Source organism: Nissabacter sp. SGAir0207 (genome assembly GCF_005491205.1).
Taxonomy (GTDB): domain Bacteria; phylum Pseudomonadota; class Gammaproteobacteria; order Enterobacterales; family Enterobacteriaceae; genus Chimaeribacter.
This window is the reverse complement of the sequence record NZ_CP028040.1, coordinates 50,403-73,038: the sequence shown is the minus strand read 5'-3', so window position 1 is coordinate 73,038 and position 22,636 is coordinate 50,403. Positions and strand designations below refer to the sequence as shown.

Sequence of the window (22,636 nt, the reverse complement as noted above, 5' to 3'; positions counted from 1 at the left end):
AATCCCTCACTAACATGATGGTTATTATTCAACGCATCATATCCTAGTCATGCACCAACCAACATCTTCGGCTTCTTAATCTGCTGATAGCGCAAGAATTTAGGATACCGATCCTGAGCGCATTTGCGCAGTCCGCAGCTCGTACTGTTTCATTGTCTTCCACTATCTGAATTTTCTGTGCCACACCCTGATCCAGATTTTGATTAATGCCACCGGCTTTAGTATCTGCGTAGAGTTAAGTTCGCCGTCTGGCAACACATCCTGACCGCCCGCAATGAATTATCTACGGGAAACCAATTAACTTCTGGATAATGCGCACTTATGTTTGGGTAGGCTTATGTAGCAGAGGAATATATCTATAGAGGTTAATTTACTTGTGATGCAAGCCGCACCTCAAATAATAAGTATGTTTAACTTAAATGCATTCATGAGAATGACATTTGAGTGCATTCATATTTCATTAAACGGTTCTTTGGCTATTTCCTCTTTAAGCAGATCAATTAATTCACGCAGTCCCTGTGGGATACGGCGGTGACCGGGATAGTAGAGGTACATCGCTGGCTCGGTTGGCGACCAGTCTGGCAGGAGCACTCGGAGCTGCCCGTCACGGAGGTGGTGGGCCACGCGTGCCTCAAGGCAGTAGGCAATGCCCGCGCCAGCCAGCGCCAGTTCGATGGCAAGGGCGGTTTCACTGACGCACACCTGACCGGCAACCTCAATGACGCGGCGCTCTCCCGCACGCTCAAACTCCCATTTATAGATAATGCCCTGGCCGGTTCGCATCTGAATGCAGGCATGGGCGCGCAGATCGTCAGGTGTAGTAGGCATCGGGCGGTGATGGAGATAAGTGGGTGACGCCACCGCGACCCACTTCAGCGCATTGCCAAGCTTTACCGCCACCAGATCTTCCGGCACGGTGCCACCGAAACGGATGCCAGCATCAAAGCCCTCGGCCACGATGTCGACCATACGATCATCCACGCTGATCTCCACCTCTACCTCTGGATAGCGGTATAAAAACGTGGGCAAGTGGCGCGCGATAAGAAGCCTGGCCCCGTCACTGAGCACGTTAAGCCGCAGGCGACCCGCTGGCCGGCCACGTATCTGGCTGATCTCTTCCAGTGCCTCACCAATCTCCTGGAATCCGATGTTTAACCGACGCGCCAGACTGGCACCTGCATCCGTAGGCGAGACGGTGCGGCTGGTCCGGTTCAGTAACCGTACGCCCAGGCGGGTCTCCAGGTTGCGGATAGCATGGCTGAGCGCGGAAGTGGTGACGCCCAACTCAAGGGCAGCTTTGGTAAAGCTTCGTAGCCGTTCAACTACCCTGAACGCATTCAGGTCAGCCAAATCGTTGCGGGAGAGGCGGGCGGTGGGCTGGACGGGCATACATCATCATTCCATATTCAACGTGACAGGACGCAAACCTGTGCGTGAGCTAAGTGTAGATAATGACATGAAAAAACGGAAGTTATTGGATTATCATCCCGGCAAGGCTACCGGGATGATCGGACGGTTATTTGTTGGCGGAACCCGGTTCCGAGATGATGCGGTGGCGCTGCGCTTTCTGTGACTCGCTCTGCAAACGGTTGAGCACATCGCCCTCATGCTCGGCTGCATCGTCACCATAGACATACTCATGGCCGCTCATCAACGCATACCAGGCGCGCTCGGCCACCTCTTCGGGCTGGGTCGGTTGGGAGGCGCCCACGGTGGTGTCAGTCTGGCCAGCATTTTTGAAAAAATTGGTTTCGGTGGCACCCGGCATCAGCAGGGTCATATTCAGGCCGCTCCCCTTTGTCTCATTGCGGATCGCCCAGAAGAAGGAGTTCACAAAGGCCTTGGAGGCGCCATACACCGCCTCAAAAGGAATGGGGGCCGTGCCGGAGACGGAGGAGGTCATCAGCACATGGCCGCCGCCTCGGTTGATCATGTCGGGCAGGAACAATTTGGAGAGATGAACATAGGAGTCCACGTTCAAGCGGATCAGCTGCAACTCCTTCGCCAGCTCGGTTCCGCCAATAAAACGGCCGCCCAGCCCTTGGCCAGCGTTGATCACCAACGCATCCAACTCAAATCCTGCCTCACGCACCTTGTCATGCAGCGCCTCAACCTCCTCATAACGGCTTAAATCAGCAGAAAAGGTGTGAACCTTCGCGCCCTCCTGACTCATCTCACGGCTGGCTTGGGCCAGCTTCTCCTCATTGCGCGCCACGGCGATGATGTCATACCCATTGCGGGCGAACACTTTTGCCAGTGCCAGGCCAATGCCATTCGACGCGCCGGTGATCAGTGCAGTTTTTTGATTGCTCATCCTGTTTTCCTTGGTGTGAGTGAATTCAGGCTTAAGTCTGGCAAAGATGTGTGAGTTTTCCTTGAGGAGAAGTGAATCGAGCGTTGAATCGGCTTCAACTACCGACGAATGCAGCGCCGCACCATTCCTACATGTTCTCGCGCCCCTCGCCTATACTCGCAGGTCAAACCTGCAAATAAATGAAGTACATCCATGAACAACAGTGAATTCAAACGCCCCAAACTGACACTGCCGAACGGTGCCAATAAACTGCTGCTCCACTCCTGCTGTGCGCCCTGTTCGGGCGAAGTGATGGAAGCAATCCAGGCATCGGGCATTGAGTACACCATCTATTTCTACAACCCAATATCCACCCGCAGAAAGAGTACCTGCTCCGCAAAGAGGAGAATATCCGCTTTGCTGAACAGCATGGCGTGCCCTTTGTGGATGCGGACTACGACACTGACAACTGGTTTGAGCGGGCAAAGGGCATGGAGTGGGAGCCAGAGCGCGGCGTGCGCTGCACGATGTGCTTTGATATGCGCTTTGAGCGTACCGCGCTCTATGCTGCCGAGCACGGCTTTCCGGTGATCAGCAGCTCGTTGGGCATCTCGCGCTGGAAGAACATGCAACAGATCAACGACTGTGGCCAGCGAGCGGCCAGCCACTATCCCGGCATGACCTACTGGGATTTCAACTGGCGCAAGCAGGGCGGCGCGGCGCGGATGATTGAGATCAGCAAACGCGAGCAGTTTTACCAGCAAGAGTATTGCGGGTGCGTCTACTCGCTACGCGATACCAATCTCCACCGCAAATCCCAGGGCCGCCCGCTGATCAAACTGGGCAAGCTCTTCTATGGTAAGGAGAGCGACGAGGCGTAACTGGCTCCTCCGTTACGCCCAGATGTCGCCCACCATGAACCCCTCATCAAAGGGATCGTCATGGTCGAGCACGAAGTGGTTGATGCCGTAGATCCAGCTCTGGCCGGTGATGGTTGGGGTCACCAGCGCCCGGCCATCCGTCACCGTCTCTGCGATCAGCCGCCCGGTAAATACGTTGCCGAGAATGCCCTGATGGCGAAAATCCCGGTGCAGGGCAGCTCGCCCTTGGCGTGCAGCACCGCCATTTTGGCACAGGTGCCGGTGCCACAGGGGCAGCGGTCAATCGCGCCTGTCCAGGTGGAGGGGTCATCCCATGAAAACTCGCCGGACGCCATTGTCACGACGTTGCGCCAGTCCGCCTCCGGGTGGTCAGTGGGGCCAGAGAGCTGGGAAATGGTAATGCCAACGCCGGGATAGTCCGGGTGCGCAACCGGTAGCTGTTCGATCGCGGCCTGACGGATCATGGCGGAGATGCGCGCAATCTCCCGGCCGTAGGCGGGCGTCAGTTCAATGCCGGGGAACTGGCGGACATCCGCGATCACATAGAACATGCCGCCCCAGGCGACGTCCACTTGTACGTTGCCAAGATGTGGCACATCGATAATTGCATCCAGATAGACCGCGAACGCCGGCACATTGGTAAAGGTGACGTTTTTGACCTTGCCGCCCTGACACGCCGCGCGCACGTTGATCAGCCCCGCCGGCGCTTCCAGTATCAGCTCGGTGACCGGCTCTTGCATCGGCAACATGCCCATCTCCAGCAGCACCGTGACGACCGCGATGGTATTCCCGCCCGACATCACCGGGTACTCTATCTGCTCCATGATGATGTAGCCCGCATCAGCCTGCGGATCGGTTGGCGGCACAATAATATTGCAGCAGTGTGCCGGATAGCCCCGCGGCTCCCGCAGCATCAGTTTGCGCAGCTGATCATCATTCTCTTCCAGCCATTTCATCTTTTCATACACGCTGCTACCGGGAATATGCGGCACACCACCGGTAATCACGCGCATGGGACAGCCAGCATGGGTATCAACGGCATGGACAGTTCTTTTAAAGGCCATAGCAACTCACCTGTGATTAAACGATGTGATAAGTCAAGCGACACAAGGCAGGCAGTCGCCACGCTGTTGATTATGATGATGATTTTCAATGATTTCTATGATGGTTAGGACAATTGCTGTAACAACATTGACCGCCCTACGGCGAGAGGATGGCAGGGCGTAGCGGTGATATAGCCCAGGTGGCGACCGGATTATTTACTGTCACAATTTCCCCTATTTTATTTATGAATCCTGTCACAAAAAAGCAAACTCATTAACTCCCTGACTTTTGGGCAACACACGTGCCCAAAAATAAAATCGCTGTAAATCCAGAGGTTTTTCTTACGTGGACGGGGAATGATGTGGCTGGCGCATGGGTTGATGCATTAATTGCACTTATTTACTGCTCTCTCCTCATCCAGTCTTTGGCACAGGCGCGGCGAAAAGCGTCACTGACAATTTGGAGATCACCATGCACATTTCCCCTACCTCGACCCTTACCACCCGTGCCCGGATTGGCGCTATTTTCCGCGTGACTTCGGGTAACTTTCTGGAGCAGTTTGACTTCTTCCTGTTTGGATTTTATGCCACCTACATTGCCCATACCTTTTTCCCGTCAAGCAGTGAGTTTGCATCCTTGATGATGACCTTTGCCGTCTTTGGCGCGGGCTTCCTGATGCGGCCGGTCGGGGCGGTGGTGCTGGGGGCCTACATTGATAAAGTAGGGCGGCGCAAAGGGCTGATTGTCACCCTCTCCATCATGGCGGCTGGCACCTTCCTTATCGTGCTCATCCCCTCTTACCACAGCATCGGGCTGTGGGCGCCGCTGCTGGTGCTGACTGGCCGTTTGTTGCAGGGTTTCTCGGCAGGCGCGGAGCTGGGCGGGGTCTCTGTCTATCTGGCGGAGATCGCCACGCCAGGGCGCAAGGGTTTCTATACCAGCTGGCAATCAGGCAGCCAGCAAGTGGCCATCATGGCGGCGGCGGCCCTCGGCTTCGCGCTCAATGCCCTGCTCGATGAGCAGGCGATCCGTGAGTGGGGCTGGCGCATCCCGTTCCTGCTGGGTTGCGTCATTGTGCCTTTTATTTTTTTCCTGCGCCGCAAGCTTGAGGAGACGCAAGAGTTCAACGCTCGCCGTAAACACCTCGAGATGAAGCAGGTTTTCAAGACGCTGCTGGCCAACTGGCAAGTGGTGATCGCGGGCATGATGATGGTTGCGATGACCACAACGGCGTTCTATCTCATCACCGTCTATGCGCCGACCTTCGGCAAGAAAGTGCTGATGCTCAGTGCCTCCGACAGCCTGCTGGTCACGTTGCTGGTGGCGATTTCAAACTTCATCTGGCTGCCCATTGGCGGGATGCTGTCGGATCGCTTCGGCCGTAAGCCAGTACTGGTGACCATGACGCTGCTGGCGCTTTGCACCTCCTACCCGGCGCTCAGCCTGCTGGCCAGCGCACCGGGGTTCGCCATGATGCTGGGCGTGCTGCTGTGGCTCTCCTTCATCTATGGCCTGTATAACGGGGCCATGATCCCCGCCCTGACGGAGATCATGCCAACGGACGTACGCGTGGCGGGCTTTTCACTGGCCTATAGCCTCGCCACGGCGCTCTTTGGTGGCTTCACCCCGGTGGTCTCGACTGGGCTGATTGAATTGACAGGCGACAAAGCCTCGCCCGGCTACTGGATGAGCTTTGCGGCTGTCTGTGCGCTACTGGCGACGCTGTATCTCTATCGACGCAGCGCCCTGCCTCTGCAATCCGCCCGCAAGATTGCTGGTTGAGCATAAGATGGGGTCGCCTTAATAGTCCTCAATGGGCGTCACTGACCCAGAAAGGTGATAGCAGGAAAGGATCAAGGAGCGATCCTTTTCTGTGTCATGACAATTACAGGAAAGATGCTGTTAAAATTGACGGGATAGCGTCAGGTATCCGTTAAAACGTACAGAGCACTCATCGTTATTCATCAGGCTGGACGCAATAAAAACATTGCGCTTGCCATGTTGGTTTATAAAAGTATATCTGGCCGTAATGCTCTTTGCCCCGTTAATATAATAGCTTTCGAAATAATCACTTTCCGGCAGTAGCGCTTTGCCATTTCTCTTTCTGTCTGAGTCACTATCTGTTTTAGCAAGTTGATGGGCAAAAGCTTCAGAGACAGGGGACATATACAATACGTTCACAATGGTTTTATCCCTTTGAATCGTCGCTCCGTCGATATTGAGATCATGGACGATGGCATCAAAGAGGGACTGCTCCATCGAGCCGCCAATCACTGCACAATTGCCTTCTGCGGCATGTGAAAAACAGGGGGCTGCCATTAGAAGGGATAACAGTGCCTTTCGCATACCTATCACTCCACGATAAGCAGATGGTCGCCGCTGGCAGCAATGGCTTTTCGGCCGGCAATATTCACAATGATACAGCCGTCGGAGGCTTCACCTGGGTGCGTTGAACTGTCCCCATGAATCATGAAACCATCACGCCCACACATTTGGTTGGAGGCATAAGGGGTCAGTCGCATCGTCCACGCGCGGGTTTTGGGGTGATAAAACGGCTCACCGATGGTATATTTTCCTCGTGGAATCGGCCCCTTGCCTTTCACGCATTCCTGGGTACTGTCATTCTTGTAGCCGGGCCTGCCGGAGTACTTTGCAGAAAACTGGTAGGTTCCATTAAGATAAAATGCCTTAGAACTTACCTTGTAAAGCCATCCCATTATGCGTCTCTCCTGTCACTGCATATAGCTGTGTATATGACATTGCCATCAATATGGTGCCAGGTGATTTTTTCATAGCTCAAATAAAACAGTTCAAGAGGGTTATTGTTAGCAAAATTCGGATCTTTTACATTCAACATGAATGGTTCTATTTCACTCACGCGAACCCCCTCCAGGGTTGTACGGAAATATTCAGCCTCCTGGCCGGCGTCATCTATTTTATAAAACTTGAGCTCTGCTTTTTCATAGCGTTTTCCTGTGGCGACACCTTGGTAGAGATAAGGTGACATACTGTCTACTTCTTTGATGAGGGCGTAATCCCCATGATTACATTTGGCTGTTATTTGTCCGGTTATAGTGTCGATGGGTACGTTGACAGAGTGCATCAGTTCTACGATCTCGGCGCTACCTTCGCGACCTTCTATATTAACTGACCCTTTGATCTGTTCTCCTTTTTCGCTAGTGAGCCACAGATAAGCAGGAATAGCCATGATTTATATCCTTATGAAATTTATTTAAAAAATATCGATGTTAACTAAATCATTTAAATTAACTATGTATTCATGAGATGCATGTCTCCGTGCTTTTTAGCCATTGATTTATGCCCATATATTTCACTTTATCGTATAACTCTCTGGCGCTCGCATATCAATACATTGGCGCGTCCTTTATTCACACTTGTAAAGCAGGTAACAAAAAAGCGTGGATAATTTTCAAATATAAAGCAGAGAGTGAGGAGCCAAGAGGCAAAAAAGCTGCTGGATTACCTCTCGTCAGCAGCGGTACAGGAAGTGGTGCGGTCGACTGGCCTGAGGGCGGTTGCCATGCGGCAGTCGGCTACGTTGGTGGATACTGCTCAGTAATCAGTTTCTCAAGCTCAGCGGCCACATGTGACAGTATGCGTCCGTTGCGCTTGAGCAGGCCCACGGTGCGCGTGACCACAGGGTCGGTCAGGGGCAGGTGGGTCAGGATGGAATGGCCGGAGGCGGGCAGTGACATCGCAGGAACCGCGGCAATGCCCAGCCCCGCCTCGACCATGCCGAGCAGGGTGGTCACATGCCGGGTTTCACAACGGCTGGGGCGCTCAGGCACTACCTCTGCCAGCGCTTGATCGAGCAGGTTTCGGTTGCCAGAGGTCTTATCCAGACCGAGCCAGGCATACTGATAAAACGCCTGCCAGGTCAGGCTCTTCTTGCCCACGAGTGGGTGATCATGGCGGCAAGCGGCCACATACCGGTCCTCAATCAGGGGCAAAAACTCGATATCCGGCTGCCGGCTACCCGAAAAGCTGATGCCAAAATCTGCCTGCCCGCTGACCACCGCGTCATAAACAGTGCTGGCGCTGCTGTCGATAAGCTTTACCCGCACCCTGGGGTATCTGGCCTGAAAGCGGCTTATCACATTGGGCATAAAGTAATAGGCGGCGGAAGGGACGCAAGCGACCGTCACCAGACCAGTCCGGCTCTGGCCAACCTCGCTGATGTCGGCCATCACATCCTCAAAATCGGTCAGGAGCCGTCCTGCCCGCTCAGCGAATGTCTGCCCGGCAAGGGTCAGGCTGACACGCCGGGTCGTACGCTCGAATAACTTCAGGCCCAGTGCGCCCTCAAGTTTGTCTATTCTTCGGCTCAACGCAGACTGTGACAGGCAGATAGACTCAGCAGCCAGCCGAAAATTGCCATACTCAACCAGGGCGCGAAAAGCATAGAGATCGTTGAGATCAAAATTTACTGGCATCAACAACTCCTTGTAGGGGGAAGGCGGCGTTATTTTTATCTTTTCCAGCCAAGGGCTTAAATTAACAGACATGGCACCGTCTATCAGCATCAATATGCTCCTAAGCGGGAGTAAACCGGTAGCCGGTATGATTATTTACGCAGATGGGATTTTAAGGGCATCGATTATGGCGCCAGCAATATAAAAAAAGCCCCCTATCCGGTGGGCTTTATAAACCTTATTTTTCGCGCGCCTCATTTTGCTGGGGAATTAGGGCGTCTGAACCTGCACAATCTCCCCTGCTGTTTGACTATCACCAGATAGCGGCGCTCATCAGCATGTTGGGCATCGACGATTTGGCGGATCGGCCCGACCGCATTCACGATGGCTGCGCCCGCGGGATTGGTCATAAACTGCGTCAGCGACTCCAGCTTCCCCTTGCCATCAGCTTGATCCGCCAGCGCCAGCAGATAGCTCTGCTTGGGTTCGAGGCCGGTGGCAGACGCCTGGAGGATCTGCGTGATCCCTTGCTCGAACAAAGAGGCGGTCGTGGCGGGTTGCGCGCCCTGTGCAGCATGGACAGATTTCAATTTAAGGTGGACAGCGTGGCCAGCCACCCCAACGGCTGCAAGCCTTGGGTTCCGTCGCCAGTCGGCACGGCTCCAGGCACATAGGCGACCGCCTGTGGCGCCTGCCCGATCGGGATGGTGGCGGTCACTTTGTAGGTTGCCGTATCAATGGCCGTGAGTGCATCGGCGTTCTCAAGCCCGACGTAGATCCGCTTTCCATCGCCCGAGGGCCACAGCCCATGTGGCAGGTTGCCGACCGGGATAGAGGCGACAAGTGAGAAGTCATCTGTGCGATACACATCCACCTTGTTCAGGCCGCCGACGGTTATCCAGGCAAAGCTGCCCTGCGCATTGCGCACAATGTTGACGTGATTGGTGATCGGCCCGGTATCCAGCGTCTTGAGCAAATCAAAAGGTGGCTTAGCGTTAAAGACCTGAACTTTGCCCGTATCTTTAAGGGTAAACCACACCTGTTTTCCATCTGGGGAGGCCGCGATGTTCGGGCAGAAGGGGCTTGCCTGCTTCACTGAACCGACGATTTTATGGGTTTTTACCTCAATGACGACGGTTTCAGGATTGAAGGAGGAGCAGACGTAACCATATTGCCCGTCAGGCGAGAAAATCTGCATACCGGGGCCGCCCGGCACCTTGATGCGTTGCTTCTCCTCGCCGCTACTGCCATCCAGTACGGAGACATAATCTTCCCCACGTACCGTGACCCATACCTCTTTTCCGTCCGGGGTAAAAAAGGCTTCATGCGGCGAGCGGCCAACGTAGGTGATATGCCGGACATGATTGGTGGCGGTGTCAATAAAACTCACCGAGTTGGAGCCTATCGAGACAACAACCAGCGTTTTGCCGTCGGGTGAAAACCCCATGCCATGTACCAGCACCTGCCCTTTATACAGCGGGCTGAGGTTGGCAGGCTGCGGATCGCCCAACTTGATGACGCCGAGCAGCGTGTTGCTGGCGGGATCGGTGACCGAGACAGTATTTGAAAACTGTTCAGCCGCATAGACGCGGTCGCGGTGGCTGACCGGGATGTTTGGGGCAGCAGAGGCGAACGGAGCCTGGCCGGCAAGGCTGGGAAGCGATGAGAGTGCGAGTGCCGCAGCCACGCCTGTACGTAACAGATTTTTCATGGCGATGTCCTGTTGTTAGTAGAGCCCTGTTTGAAACGTCAATGCCTGCGAAGGGAGGCCGTGCCCTCACGGTACGGGCTGAGAAACCGGCGTGATCTGGTCGGGGGCGGGTTGGGAAGGTGGCAGCGGTTTGCCCAACGCCTGATACATGGCGGTTATCTCCTGCTGCTGGGTGACGATAATCTCCTGTGCAATACGCCTGAGCTGCGGGTGGGTGCCGTATCGTAATTCAGCCATCGCCATATCGATGGCTCCCTGATGGTGAGATGCCATCATCGCCAAAAAATCTTCGTCGATATTTCCCGCTGGCTTGATGGCCATCCCGGCCATCATCTTGTCCATCGCAACCTGATTATCCTGCATAAAGGCGGCTTCCGGGGTGCCGTGGGTGACCGGCAGGGCCGCATGATCGTGGGCCTGGGCGCCGACCGTGAAGAACGGCAGCAGGCAGGCGCAAATGAATGTAGAACGTATCGATCGCATAAACACCTTCATGGAAATGAGTTTATGGAATAGAGAAACAATCGCTGAATGCGAGCCGGGATAATGAAACCCGCCCAAAAGCATTGCTTCTCTATTTTTATCTGGCTCTTAGCTAGACCTGTGCCAAACCGCCATCGACATAAAATTCAGCGGCGTTAATAAAGGCTGCATCATCAGACGCAAGAAAGGCGACGGCTTTGCCAATTTCCTCAGGCTCGCCCAGCCGCCCAAGGGGGACGCCCGCGGCAAGGCTGTCAAACAGCCCCTGACGCTGCGCCTCAGGCACCAGCCCGCCCAAGCCAGCCGTGCGGATGGGGCCGGGGCTAACCACATTCACCCGGATGCCGCGATCCTTTAAGTCCAGCGCCCATGAGCGGGCAAAGTTCCTGACGGCTGCTTTGCTCGCGCTGTAGACGCTGAAGTTTGCCGTTCCCTTGGCCGCGGCGGTTGAGCCTGTCAGTATGATGGAGGCACCATTCACCAGCAGGGGCAGCGCCTTTTGGACTGTGAAGAGCAGCCCACGGACGTTGGTGCCGAATATGCGATCAACGTGCTCTTCCGTGATGGCACCCAAAGGCATCATGTCGCCGCCGCCCGCATTGGCAAAAAGGATATCCAGACGTCCTGACTCGCTGGCGATGGTCGCAAAAACCCTGTCGAGATCGGATAAAACCGCGGCATCGGCCCGGATGCCGGTCGCTGCTGGCCCAATGTCAGCCACCGCAGCATCCAGCTCCTCCTGCCGGCGGCCCGTGATATAGACCCTGGCGCCCTGTGTTGCCAGTTCTTTTGCTGAAGCCAGGCCAATACCAGAACTTCCCCCGGTCACTAATGCGATCTTTTCTGATAGATTTTTACTCATGAAGTGGAACCTCAATGTATGGTAAAAATTGGTGAGAAGAGTCAGCGGGTTACTTATCACTGATTGCGTGTTAACAGCGCACAGGCACTGTAACGCTGAAATCAAGGCTGGAAAAATCTACAAAAAAGAAAAACACTATTTCTCTGGGTGAATAATTAGAAATAACAACCGGGAATAATGAACAAATGGACAGATTCTTAGCTATCAGGGCATTTACTCGGGTCGTTGAGGCAGGGAATTTTACCCGCGCGGCAGAGTCACTCAATATGCCGAACGCCACCCTCAGTAAAACCATCCAGCAGCTTGAGTCCCATCTTGGGGTGTGTCTTTTGCAGCGCACCACCCGGAAAATCACCATTACCCGGAGGGGCGAGAGTATTACGATAAGGCAGTAAGGCTGTTGATAGAACTGGAAGAGATTGATGCCTCTTTTAAGGGATCGAGAAATAAACCCCGTGGGCATCTGCGAATTGCCATCGGCGGGTCTACCGCGTGCAATGTGGTCATTCCCCTGTTGGCGAGTTTTATGGCGACCTACCCGGACATCCGTATTAATCTTGAGGTGGCCGATAAGCCTTCGGATCTCATTAGCAATAGCGTTGATTGCGCGATAAGAGGCGGGCCAATGGAGGATTCCACCTTGATTGCCCGCAAAATTGGTGAGGCGACCATGATCACCTGCGCCACGCCGGGCTACCTGAAACGCTATGGGGTGCCGGCCTATCCAGAAGAGTTGAAGAATGGCCATCGCCTTATCAGCTATCTTTCACCAGCAAGCGGCAAGGCGTTTCCATTCCGGTTCAAACATAATGGGGTAAAACTGGAGGTAAAAACGGAATACCATTTGGGCATCAATGAGAGCAATGCCCATATAGCTGCTGTGGAATCTGGGCTGGGTATTATCCAGACATTCACCTATTCGCTGGATCATGCACTCAAAACCGGGGCACTGGTTGAAATCCTGCATAAATGGCGGCCAGATCCCTATCCCTTTCATGTCGTCTATTCACAAAACAGGCATATTCCACCCCGGCTCCGCGTATTTATCCACTGGTTGATGGATCATTTCCCTGCCGCCGTGCCTGGCCACCTCTCTGCGCGCGCAATCAATAAATCGCAGGATGAATATCACCGGCATCCCTGCGGATAGACGCTTAAAAGGTGACGTTCAACGCCAGGTGTTGTAATAGCATGATGGTTTTCGCATCCATGATCTCCCCGCTGCGAATAGCCTCCAGTGCGCGCGCCAATGGCCACTCCAGTACCTCGATATCCTCTCCTTCCTCTGCCAGCCCGCCGCCGGCGTTTAGCCTGTCTTTATCCTCATATTCGGCGATAAAAAAGTAGAGCTTCTCAGTGACCGAGCCGGGGCTCATAAAGGCTTCAAACACCTTTTCAACCTTGCTTACGCTGAAACCTGTCTCCTCCTCCGCCTCAGCGAGGATGCGCGCCTCTGGCGTGGCGTCATCCAGCAGGCCCGCTGCGGCCTCAATCAGCATCCCGTCATGGCCATTGATGAAGGCAGGAAGGCGAAACTGCCGGGTCAGCACCACGGTCTGCTTCTGGCGGTTGTAGAGCAGAATCACCGCGCCGTTGCCCGATCGTAGGCTTCCCGGCTCTGCTGCTGCCAGGTGCCATCCGCACGTTGTAACTCGAAGGTGTATTTTTTCAGGATATACCAGTTATCAGAGAGTAACTGTTGTTGGATATTGCGTACTTTAGCCTGCACGTTTGCGCCCTCCTGTTGATGACAAAATCCACGCTATCATGCATAATCGTGCAACATCAAGAAAAAAGACGAGTGCCACTCATGCTATCGAGCCAACGTAAACAGCGTATCCTGCAAATCCTGGCAGAGGAGAAGCAGGTGACATCCAGCGATTTGAGCCAACGGTTTGGCGTCTCGGAGGACTCTATCCGCCGGGACTTACGCGAACTGGCTTCGGAATCGCTGCTGCAACGCGTGCACGGCGGTGCCCTGCCGGTTTCAGCCGCTATCGCGCCGTTTGAAACGCGCAAAAACGTGCAGACTGGCTCAAAACAGGTGATTGCGAAAAAAGCCGTCCAGTTGATTCAGGCGGGGCAGGTGGTGATCATCGATGGCGGCACCACCACCGCAGAAATGGTAAAGGTGTTGCCCACCAACCTGGCGTTTACCGTGGTTACCCATAGCCCCAGCATCGCGGTGGCGCTGGTGGATTATCCCCTTATCGATGTCATCATGATTGGCGGGCAGCTCTATCGCCACTCGGTGGTTGCCGTGGGCAGTGCCGTGCTGGAAGCCATCGCGCATATCAACGCGGATATCTTCTTTATGGGGGTGACCGGCGTGCATAAAACCGCAGGATTGACCACCGGCAACTACGAGGAAGCGAGTGTGAAACGCGCCTTGGCAGCCCGCGCCGCTGAAACCGTGGTGATGGTTTCGCCGGAGAAGATGAATTCCGCGTCCGCCTTTGTGATTGGCGATCTGACACTGGCCAGCACACTGGTGGTTGATGAGGAACCCGATGACGAGATGCGCCAGTGGCTGGCAAATAAGCACATCAGCCTGATGTAACCGTGATCCCCTCACGGCTGGCGATCAGAAGAGGGTGGTAACATGGCTCGTTTATACAAGGGGCAACAGGTTCACAATGAAGAAAAAAAGTACGCCTACGCCGCATGACGCGGTATTCAAAACCTTTCTTTCGCACCCTGACACGGCGCGTGATTTTATGAGGCTTCACCTCCCACCGGCCCTGCTGGCGATGTGTGACCTCGCGACGCTGAAGCTGGAGTCCGGCAGTTTTGTCGAGGATGATTTACGCCCCTACTACAGCGATGTGCTCTACTCGCTGAACACGGCGAAAGGCCAAGGGTACGTGCATGTGCTGATTGAGCATCAAAGCTCACCGGACAAGCATATGGCGTTTCGGTTGATGCGCTATGCGGTGGCCGCCATGCAGCGTCATCTGGATGCAGGGCATAAAACGCTGCCGCTGGTCATTCCGGTGCTGTTTTACCAAGGCAAGCGTAGCCCCTATCCTTACAGCATGAACTGGCTGCAACTGTTCAATGACCCGGACACCGCCGCCGCGCTCTACAGCACGGGTTTTCCACTGGTGGACGTAACGATCATCCCAGACGAGGAGATCATGCAGCACCGCAGCATGGCGGCATTGACCCTGCTGCAAAAACATATCCGCCAACGCGATTTGAATGAGTTTCTCGACCGGCTGGTGGCGCTGATGCTGACCGAATTTATGACCGGACAGCAGGTGCTGGCGCTGGTAAACTATATGCTTCAGGCGGGCGAAACGCCGGATGCGGAAGCGATTATCCGTGAACTGGCACAGCGGATGCCGCAACATGAGGATGAACTGATGACGATTGCACAACAACTCGAGCAGAAAGGCCGCGAGAAAGGGCGTCGAGAAGGCAAAGAAATAGGGCGCCAGGAAGGTAAAGAAATAGGGCGTCGAGAAGGCAAATATGAAGCCAGCCTGGAAATTGCCCGCAAGATGCTTGAAAACGGCCTCGACAATGTTTCCATCATGAAAATTACCGGATTGACTGAAGAAGAGCTGAAGCATATTCATCACTGAATGGCTGCACGCCTCTGTGCGCTGTCGAACTGGCAAAGCGGTGAGGATGAACTGATGACGATTGCACAACAACTCGAGCAAAAAGGCCGCGAGAAAGGGCGTCAGGAAGGCAAAGAAATAGGGCGCCAGGAAGGTAAAGAAATAGGATGTCGAGAAGGCATACAGCTTGGCAAATATGAAGCCAGTCTGGAAATCGCCCGCAAGATGCTTGAAAACGGCCTCGACCATGTCTCCATCATAAAAATTACTGGGCTGACTGAAGAAGAGCTGAAGCATATTCATCACTGAATACGCATATCTCGGCAAACTCAGGTTTTATCACGCTTCGCTCATAGAAAAGCCAGATAAGCTGCATCCCAGAAAGGGATGCAGCTACGCACTCATTTACATCAGGCTTCAAGACCAGCGTTACTCATGCCACGACGCAGGGTGAAGTTCACGCCCATCGTCAGCAACGGATCCGGCGGGTTCCACTCTGGTTTTGGCAGTGATAACAGGTAGTCAATGGTATCGTTGCGCTTGCCAGCGAGCCAGTCGGCCAGCATGGTGCCCATCGCGGTACAGCGCACGGTGCCAAGCCCGTTACAACCCAGCGCGCCATACACATTCTTTCTCAGTTCACCAAACAGGCTGGAACCGTTGCGCGTCATCCCCAGACCGCCGCCCCAAGTATGTTCGAAATTAACATCTGTCAGGGTTGGGAAGCGACGTTCGAATGAGAGACGGTGTGACTGGCGATATTTTTGGGTATAACCCGGCTTGTGACGCCCATCCTCATTAAAGCTAAAGCTGTTACGGATCAGGATGCGGTTATCGTGGGTACGACGGCAGGTTGTACCAAACGGATCGGCCGGAATAATGCCCCAGAAATCGTGCCCGCCAATGCTGTCCTGCTCCGCTTTGGTCAGCGGACGCGTCAGGCTGCCATAGGTGAAGATTGGGAAAATAGTGCGTTCGCCAAAGCCGAAATGGGTACCAAAGGCATTATTCGCCAGGATCAGCTTATTGGCCAGAATACGCCCGGTCGGGTGGTGCAGCACGATCTGTGGCTCATATTCAATGGCGGTGATCGGCGTATCTTCATAGAGCGTGACGTTTTCCGGCAGGCTGTCGGCCAATCCTTTCACCAGACCAGAGGGCTGAACCAAAATAGTGCCCGGCGTATATAGCGCCTTGCGATAGAACTTGGTGCCGAAAATATCAGGCAGATCTTTGCCTTCAATAATTTTGCATTTTTGGCCCAGTGATTCCAGACCACCGCGATAGGCTTCCAGAACCGCAATACCGCTGTCTTCTACCGCAGCCTGATATTTACCTGAATGCCGCATATGGGCTTCAGTAATATTATGCTCTTCCACCAAATCTTTTAGGATCCGCTGGCCGGTCTGATTTAAGTTCAGAATATTACGGGCAATGGTTTTATCACCGATATAGTCCGGCGCACTGATGTCGTGCGGCACATCGATAAGGAACCCGGCGTTACGCCCGGCGGTGCCAAAACCAACCTGCTGGGCCTCAATCAAAATCACCTGATCCTGGGGAAAGTTGAGCGCCAATTGGCGGGCGGCGGCCAGACCGGCAAACCCCGCACCGATAACCACCCAAGGAGCCTGTGCGTCGCCGACCAGCGCTGGCTTGGGCTGGCGCTTCTTGCTGGTATGGAACCAGCCCGGCGTAGGATCGTCTGAAGGAAGGGCATCGATTTTCAGCAATGAATCAGGGGCGGCAGGCAGATTGTCGGTAAGCAGTGTTGCCCCAGCCCCCGCAGCCAATACGCCAGCACCGACACCTGTGCCAATAATCAGTTTCCTTCGAGAAATAGCCATTAAAAAACTCCTTGATGATAGTACCTTGCTTTTAATGTTGCTCTGTACGCCTTAACACTGGGTTCCGTCTTGCGCGTACGTCATTGCCAAAAAATGATGCAAACCTTCTCTTATGGACTCTTCTTGATCCAGCCTGTTATCAGCCAAACAGTGCCGCCAAGTACGTAAGGCGAACAGGACACAGGCTGTTTTGTATTCTCTATGTATACTTGGTGTATACAAATTATTTAGATTTGTTAAATCGATGTCAACTGAGTTTTGAATTTAGTTTGTAAACGAACTGTCTGGCTAGAGCGAAGCACTGCACTATGCGAATGGGAAAGCTTGAGAGTGAAGGGCGTTGGGAGTGGGAAAGCACAGAAATTCTGTATGAAGTTCAGCTAAAAACAGCAACTTACCCTGATTTTCATTACGTCGGCATATCAGGGTAAGAGGATGATCAGTGCAGGTCGAGGGTGTCGATAACCGTTTTTATCTCAGCAAGATGCTCTGCTGAAAGAGGCATGAGCGGACGCGGCAGGCAGTCGCTATCGGTCAGGCCCAATACACCAGCAGCGCCTGCCATAACGCGAATGCTGCCGCCATGCTTGCGAAATAAGGCCCACAGCGGCTCAAGGCGCGCCGTCAGTTCAGTCACTTTCTCATGCTCCCCGCGCCCGGCCGCCAGGGTGATCTCTTTGGCAGTATGCGGGAACAGTCCGCCGCAGACGGAGTACCAAATGTCACATCCGGCGTTCAACCCTGTCCCGGCAAAGGCATCGCCGCTGACACCGACCGTGACATGCGCCGGCAGCCTGTCGCGCAGGCTCTGCACACGTGCCTGCGCCTGATGTGGATCAGCAGGCACGCCCGGAATCTTAATGGAGCCGATACCCTTCAGTGCGGCAATGCGGCCATAGAGTTCATCTGAAAAGGTGAAATGGGTCGTGCCCGGATTGTCATAGATGCACACAGGCACTGAAGCATGGTGCACCACCGTTTCGAACAGGCCGAACACCTCATCCTCATTCAATTTCTGATAAGAGACCGGCGGAAGCAGTAAGGCATCTGCGCCGCTTTGCTGGGCATCATCAGCCAGACGAACCACCTCCTCGGTACTGATGGCACCGATACAGACCATGATTGGAATGTCGCCCGCTTGCGCCTTGGCGAACGTCGCGACCTGCTTGCGCTGCTGCCGGGTCAGATAGGCATAGCTTCCGGTCGAGCCAAGCACGCCTATGGAATCTGCCCCTGCTGAGGTAATCCGCGATAGGATAGTGCTGAAGCCTTTTTCATCAATTCCCGAGGACGTTATCGGGTAAGTGGAAATGCGCTAAGACCGGTAAATATCATGATGCCCTCCCTGTAATTAAGTCAGATAGAATATTCCAACAGGTATCATTTTGCCCGTAAATAAAACCTTCGGATACTCCAGAAGCTATTTTAATAATGCCGCATCATAGGCTTCACGGGCATGATGAATATTTTCATGGTTCTTGAGCGCCCATATCCACACGCCACAAAATGCCTCGCTCAGGCCCAGTCCCAGATCCGTCAATGAATAGACCACCTTGGGCGGGATGACAGGGAAAACGGTACGGGTGACGAGGCCATCCCGCTCCAGCGCCCGTAACGTTTGGGTCAGCATCTTTTGGCTGATCCCCTCACAGGCACGGGATAACTCGCCGAAACGCAACGCCTCTTTTTCCGTGAGGATCTCAATCACCATCATGGTCCATTTATCCGCAATGCGGCCAATCAGTTGCATGACAAGGCGATCAATCTCAGGAGAGGTTTCAGGGTAGTGACGTAGTGCGCGCGCAGGTTTTTCCATATTCGACGGTCACTCTCTTTTTGGTAAGTATAGATATTTTGGGTGCCTACTTTCAGGATGAAAGTAGGGTCAGTATGCTGGAAATTCACGCAAACACCCAGGAGTTTCCCATGCGTTTTACCCACCGTAAAATCCTTATCACTGGCGGCAACTCAGGCATTGGCAAGGCGCTGGCCGAGGCTTTGCAGGCCAGAGGCAACCGCATAATCATTACCGGCCGTAAGCAAGCGACCCTTACCCAGGTGCTGAAGGACAACCCTGATATGGCAGGCTATGTGCTGGATGTGACAGACAGCCAATCTATGGCCGAGTTTTTGGATAACATGCGTGCCGATCATCCCGATCTGGATGCCGTTATTCTCAATGCGGGAATCATGGAAGCGGAAGACTATACCGCTGACGTAGTGAGTACTGAGGTCGCTGACCGCACCATTGCAACCAATCTGATTGCGCCCATCCACCTTGCCGCAGCCCTGCTCCCACACCTACGCAGTCGGCCAGAAGCCGCGTTGGTTACCGTGTCCTCGGGGCTGGCTTTCGTGCCAAAGGCAGAAAACCCCGCATATTCAGCGACTAAAGCCGCCATTCACTCATGGTCGCAGTCGCTACGTCATCAGCTGCGTGACACGTCGGTTGCGGTCTATGAGATCGCCCCACCGCTGGTTGCCACCGAGCTGACACCCGGCCAGTCAACCTGGGAGCAGGCGCTGCCACTGGACGCTTTCGTGCAAGAGGTGGTGGAGATAATGTCACAGGAACATGTCCCGGAAGAAATTCTGGTGCAACGGGTGAATTTCTTGCGTAATGCAGAGCGAGAAAACCGTTTCGCCAGCGCTTTCGCGGCAATTAATGGACAGGCGTTGTAAGCATTAATTTGTGCTGGCAGGTCGATAAATTAAATCTTGGCGGCCTGTCATTTATCTTTTTATAAAAGAACGATCATTCTCTATTTATTATTTATTGATTTTATAATGGCGAATGTTAACCAGTCATTTTTTATTTTTCAGCATTCAAATCGTAATTAACCGCAATTTTTCGCAGTGGCGCAGTAAGACACACCCCTATCTAAGGAGAAAAAGATCGCCCTGCCCCCACCCATAATTAAAACTTTATATAATTAGTGTTATATAAATTTATGCCACTCCTGCTATACTTTCCTTAGGCTAACTGACTGAAATAGCGCCAATAACCTTTTATAGCGCTACGCGAAATCTGCAAGGGTTTTCCCTTATGAGTTGCTCAGATTTTATGTAGCGTCACCTGCTGAACTCATGAGAACAAAGGCGTGCTATGCCAGAGATGATACAGACCCAAGAGACCTTGCCGGCGTTGTCGGTAGATGAGGACATTGCGGCGCGGCTGCGGGAGTTTGTGCAGGATAAAGATGCCTTCTCGCCCAATACCTGGCGGCAGCTGCTCAGCGTGATGCGCAGCTGCTATCGCTGGGCGCAAGAGCACCAGCGCAGCTTTTTGCCCATGATGCCGGGCGACCTGCGGGACTACCTGACCCATCTGCAACAGGCTGGCCGCGCCTCGTCGACCATTTCCACCCATGCATCTCTTATCTCAATGTTACACCGTCACGCCGGTTTGCTGCCGCCAAATAGCTCGCCAGCCGTGTCGCGGGCGATGAAGAAGATCAATCGCGTGGCGGTCGTCACTGGCGAGCGCACCGGGCAGGCCGTGCCGTTCCGGCTGGCGGATTTGATGGCGCTGGACAAAATCTGGTCAGAATCAGATCGCTTGCAGGATCGGCGCAATCTGGCATTTCTGCATGTGGCCTACAGCACCCTGTTGCGGGTCAGTGAACTGGCGCGCCTGCGGATGGGCGATGTGACGCGCGCGGAGGATGGCCGCATCATTTTGGATGTTGGCTACACCAAAACCATCGTGCAGACTGGTGGGCTAGTGAAGGCGCTTAGCACGCTCTCCTCCCAGCGCCTGACTGAGTGGATTGAGCTGGCCGGGCTGGCTTATGAGCCAGACGCCTACCTGTTCTGCCGGGTGCACCGCACCAACAAAGCGACTATCACCACCCGTGGCCCGCTCAGCACGCCAGCGCTGGAAGCGATCTTCGCGCAGGCGTGGCAGGTGGCCGGGCAGGGCAAACAGGTGAAAGCGAACAAAGATCGTTACTTGGGCTGGAGTGGCCACAGCGCCCGCGTTGGCGCGGCGCAGGACATGGCACAGCAGGGGTACAGCGTGGCGCAGATCATGCAGGAGGGTACTTGGAAAAAGCCAGAAACCCTGATGCGTTACATCCGCAACGTCGATGCGCACAAGGGCGCGATGATTGATTTGATGGAGAAAACCTCCTCCTAAGCGGTGAACATATCATCGACGCGCTGAGCCCCTCAGCCGCCGCAGTTCATCAAAAGTATCCCTAATAGTAGTAGCCGCTATGTGCCTTATCTCTGCAATGACATATAGCGGTGACTAATGTATAACAAGATAAGTATGTTGGTACTAAATATAACAACCTAAGATAGGCCTAAATCTGGTTGCGTCAAACTCACCTCAAAAACACAAAATCGTAAAATCGTAAAAACACAATTGAAAATTATCGTGTAATTACATTTCAACATCATCGCAATTCCGTATATCCTAGAGGTCATAACCCTGACCAGATATAAGGCACTTTCCATGATTATTTCTGTACTTAACCAAAAAGGCGGCGTTGGCAAAACCACCCTCAGCGTGAACATTGCGGCAAGCCTGGCACAGGCTGGGCAGCGGGTGCTGCTGATTGACGCTGACCCCCAAGGGAGCGCGCTCGACTGGGCCGCCGCCCGTGATGGCGACCCACTGTTTACGGTCGTCGGCCTGCCGCGCAAAACGATTCATAAAGAAGTGGCTGAAGTGGGCAAGGGTTTTGATCACGTCATCATTGATGGCCCGCCGCGCGTCACTGACCTGGCACGTTCGGCCATTATGGCCGCGGATCTGGTGCTGATTCCGGTGCAGCCTAGCCCTTACGATGTGTGGGCGGCTGAAGAGGTGGTGAACCTGATTGGTGAGGCACAAATCTATAAAGAAAAGTTGAAATGTGCTTTTGTGGTTAATCGTAAAATCGTTAATACTGCTATTGGGCGGGATGTGGGCGAGGCTCTCTCCGGCTATAACGTGCCAGTGCTGGGTAACACCATCTCCCAGCGCGTGATCTTTGCCGAGGCCGCTGCACAGGGCAAAGGTGTGTTTGAAGTGGATCCGGCCGGGCGCTCCACACAGGAGATTAACGCGCTGGTGGATGAGATTAAGGAGTTCGCAAAATGACAGCTAAGAAAATCGCCTTTGGCAAAAGGCCCACAACTAACACCCTGCCAGAGAAAGCTGACGACTGGGTAGAGACACGTGAAGCGCCAGAAAAAGAGAAAATGAAGCGCCTGACCATTGACGTGCCGGAGAGCCTGCATCGTCTCATCAAAGCCGAGTGCGCCATGCGTGGCACCAAAATTGCGGATGAATTACGAGAGCTGCTTTTACAGAAATACGGAAAGTCGTAATTCCGCTTATACGTTTCTGTAAGGCTATCCCATGCCGGTTGACCCTATGCCAACGGCAACCATGCCCGCGCCCTGCGGGCTTTTTTACTTTTGTAACTTAACTTAATTCTGCAAAATCGTAATTACGATTAAACGGCAAAGCGTGTTTATAGCTAGTCTCAGACAGACAGTGGGCAGGTGGAATGCTGTCAGGGCGA

At 53.9% G+C, this 22,636-nt stretch carries 18 protein-coding genes and 6 pseudogenes; 10 read left to right on the top strand and 14 right to left on the bottom strand.

Translation table 11 applies throughout. From position 1 onward, the window contains the following. Positions 1 to 450 precede the first annotated feature (450 nt). Together C1N62_RS22490 and C1N62_RS22485 are read right to left on the bottom strand one after the other, a co-directional pair. On the bottom strand, positions 451 to 1,389 hold the full coding sequence (locus tag C1N62_RS22490; protein WP_137765956.1) for a LysR family transcriptional regulator: 939 nt from the start codon (positions 1,387 to 1,389) through the stop codon (positions 451 to 453). Positions 1,390 to 1,516: 127 nt separating this feature from the next. Further along, positions 1,517 to 2,314 carry an SDR family oxidoreductase gene (locus tag C1N62_RS22485; protein ID WP_137765955.1) on the bottom strand — a complete coding sequence of 266 codons (798 nt, stop codon included), beginning with the start codon at positions 2,312 to 2,314 and terminating at the stop codon, positions 1,517 to 1,519. 192 nt (positions 2,315 to 2,506) lie between these two features. On the opposite strand from C1N62_RS22485, the pseudogene C1N62_RS22480 reads away from it, so the two are divergent. Continuing rightward, positions 2,507 to 3,174 (top strand): annotated as a pseudogene (locus C1N62_RS22480) (epoxyqueuosine reductase QueH). A gap of 12 nt (positions 3,175 to 3,186) precedes the next feature. On the opposite strand, the pseudogene C1N62_RS22475 reads toward C1N62_RS22480, so the two are convergent. Beyond that, positions 3,187 to 4,238 (bottom strand): annotated as a pseudogene (locus C1N62_RS22475) (proline racemase family protein). A gap of 451 nt (positions 4,239 to 4,689) precedes the next feature. Here C1N62_RS22475 and C1N62_RS22470 point away from each other — a divergent pair. Then, positions 4,690 to 6,000, top strand: a complete 1,311-nt coding sequence (locus C1N62_RS22470; RefSeq protein ID WP_137765954.1) for an MFS transporter — start codon at positions 4,690 to 4,692, stop codon at positions 5,998 to 6,000. 120 nt (positions 6,001 to 6,120) lie between these two features. Here C1N62_RS22470 and C1N62_RS22465 read toward each other — a convergent pair whose 3' ends face one another. The 7 genes and pseudogenes from C1N62_RS22465 to C1N62_RS22435 all read right to left on the bottom strand — a co-directional run bounded on the left by C1N62_RS22465 (position 6,121) and on the right by C1N62_RS22435 (position 11,707). Beyond that, entirely contained in the window at positions 6,121 to 6,564 is a 444-nt protein-coding gene (locus C1N62_RS22465) for a Shiga toxin A subunit (protein WP_137765953.1), read from the bottom strand. Between the two features lie 5 nt (positions 6,565 to 6,569). After that, the gene (locus tag C1N62_RS22460; RefSeq protein ID WP_137765952.1) at positions 6,570 to 6,935 is read right to left on the bottom strand and encodes a tlde1 domain-containing protein; all 366 of its coding nucleotides are present in this window, start codon (positions 6,933 to 6,935) and stop codon (positions 6,570 to 6,572) included. Continuing rightward, the gene (gene tssD / locus C1N62_RS22455) at positions 6,935 to 7,426 is read right to left on the bottom strand and encodes a type VI secretion system tube protein TssD (RefSeq protein ID WP_137765951.1); all 492 of its coding nucleotides are present in this window, start codon (positions 7,424 to 7,426) and stop codon (positions 6,935 to 6,937) included. Before tssD ends, C1N62_RS22460 begins: the two co-directional genes overlap by 1 nt. A gap of 346 nt (positions 7,427 to 7,772) precedes the next feature. Next, the gene (locus C1N62_RS22450) at positions 7,773 to 8,672 is read right to left on the bottom strand and encodes a LysR family transcriptional regulator (RefSeq protein ID WP_137765959.1); all 900 of its coding nucleotides are present in this window, start codon (positions 8,670 to 8,672) and stop codon (positions 7,773 to 7,775) included. Positions 8,673 to 8,905: 233 nt separating this feature from the next. Further along, positions 8,906 to 10,362: pseudogene (locus C1N62_RS22445) on the bottom strand (YncE family protein). Positions 10,363 to 10,428: 66 nt separating this feature from the next. Beyond that, positions 10,429 to 10,845 (bottom strand): DUF305 domain-containing protein, encoded by a 417-nt coding sequence (locus tag C1N62_RS22440; protein ID WP_137765950.1) that lies wholly within the window; start codon positions 10,843 to 10,845, stop codon positions 10,429 to 10,431. 112 nt (positions 10,846 to 10,957) lie between these two features. Beyond that, positions 10,958 to 11,707 carry an SDR family NAD(P)-dependent oxidoreductase gene (locus tag C1N62_RS22435; protein ID WP_137765949.1) on the bottom strand — a complete coding sequence of 250 codons (750 nt, stop codon included), beginning with the start codon at positions 11,705 to 11,707 and terminating at the stop codon, positions 10,958 to 10,960. 185 nt (positions 11,708 to 11,892) lie between these two features. On the opposite strand from C1N62_RS22435, the pseudogene C1N62_RS22430 reads away from it, so the two are divergent. Beyond that, positions 11,893 to 12,857 (top strand): annotated as a pseudogene (locus C1N62_RS22430) (LysR substrate-binding domain-containing protein). Positions 12,858 to 12,861: 4 nt separating this feature from the next. Here the strand turns inward: C1N62_RS22430 and C1N62_RS22425 are convergent. After that, positions 12,862 to 13,436, bottom strand: a pseudogene (locus tag C1N62_RS22425) (NUDIX domain-containing protein). Positions 13,437 to 13,517: 81 nt separating this feature from the next. On the opposite strand from C1N62_RS22425, the gene C1N62_RS22420 reads away from it, so the two are divergent. From C1N62_RS22420 to C1N62_RS22410, 3 genes are all read left to right on the top strand, one after another. After that, on the top strand, positions 13,518 to 14,267 hold the full coding sequence (locus C1N62_RS22420; protein ID WP_137765948.1) for a DeoR/GlpR family DNA-binding transcription regulator: 750 nt from the start codon (positions 13,518 to 13,520) through the stop codon (positions 14,265 to 14,267). A 76-nt stretch (positions 14,268 to 14,343) separates the two neighbouring features. Next, positions 14,344 to 15,294, top strand: coding sequence for an Rpn family recombination-promoting nuclease/putative transposase (locus C1N62_RS22415; RefSeq protein ID WP_137765958.1), 951 nt, complete (start codon positions 14,344 to 14,346; stop codon positions 15,292 to 15,294). A 54-nt stretch (positions 15,295 to 15,348) separates the two neighbouring features. Continuing rightward, the gene (locus tag C1N62_RS22410; protein ID WP_137765947.1) at positions 15,349 to 15,582 is read left to right on the top strand and encodes a hypothetical protein; all 234 of its coding nucleotides are present in this window, start codon (positions 15,349 to 15,351) and stop codon (positions 15,580 to 15,582) included. 101 nt (positions 15,583 to 15,683) lie between these two features. On the opposite strand, the gene C1N62_RS22405 is transcribed toward C1N62_RS22410, so the two are convergent. The 3 genes and pseudogenes from C1N62_RS22405 to C1N62_RS22395 all read right to left on the bottom strand — a co-directional run bounded on the left by C1N62_RS22405 (position 15,684) and on the right by C1N62_RS22395 (position 18,936). Beyond that, on the bottom strand, positions 15,684 to 17,006 hold the full coding sequence (locus C1N62_RS22405) for an FAD-binding oxidoreductase (RefSeq protein ID WP_137765957.1): 1,323 nt from the start codon (positions 17,004 to 17,006) through the stop codon (positions 15,684 to 15,686). A gap of 553 nt (positions 17,007 to 17,559) precedes the next feature. Further along, positions 17,560 to 18,452, bottom strand: a pseudogene (locus C1N62_RS22400) (dihydrodipicolinate synthase family protein). Between the two features lie 88 nt (positions 18,453 to 18,540). Then, positions 18,541 to 18,936 carry a helix-turn-helix domain-containing protein gene (locus tag C1N62_RS22395; RefSeq protein WP_137765946.1) on the bottom strand — a complete coding sequence of 132 codons (396 nt, stop codon included), beginning with the start codon at positions 18,934 to 18,936 and terminating at the stop codon, positions 18,541 to 18,543. 110 nt (positions 18,937 to 19,046) lie between these two features. Between C1N62_RS22395 and C1N62_RS22390 the strand changes: the two genes are divergently transcribed. The 4 genes from C1N62_RS22390 (at position 19,047) to C1N62_RS22375 (ending at position 22,439) form a co-directional block, all read left to right on the top strand. Further along, a complete protein-coding gene (locus tag C1N62_RS22390; protein ID WP_137765945.1) occupies positions 19,047 to 19,802 on the top strand; it encodes an SDR family oxidoreductase in 756 nt (251 codons plus the stop codon). Positions 19,803 to 20,226: 424 nt separating this feature from the next. Then, positions 20,227 to 21,258 carry a tyrosine-type recombinase/integrase gene (locus C1N62_RS22385; protein ID WP_137765944.1) on the top strand — a complete coding sequence of 344 codons (1,032 nt, stop codon included), beginning with the start codon at positions 20,227 to 20,229 and terminating at the stop codon, positions 21,256 to 21,258. Positions 21,259 to 21,579: 321 nt separating this feature from the next. Then, positions 21,580 to 22,209 carry a ParA family partition ATPase gene (parA, locus tag C1N62_RS22380; protein WP_137765943.1) on the top strand — a complete coding sequence of 210 codons (630 nt, stop codon included), beginning with the start codon at positions 21,580 to 21,582 and terminating at the stop codon, positions 22,207 to 22,209. After that, positions 22,206 to 22,439 carry a plasmid partition protein ParG gene (locus tag C1N62_RS22375; protein WP_137765942.1) on the top strand — a complete coding sequence of 78 codons (234 nt, stop codon included), beginning with the start codon at positions 22,206 to 22,208 and terminating at the stop codon, positions 22,437 to 22,439. Before parA ends, C1N62_RS22375 begins: the two co-directional genes overlap by 4 nt. The last annotated feature ends 197 nt before the right edge of the window (positions 22,440 to 22,636 follow it).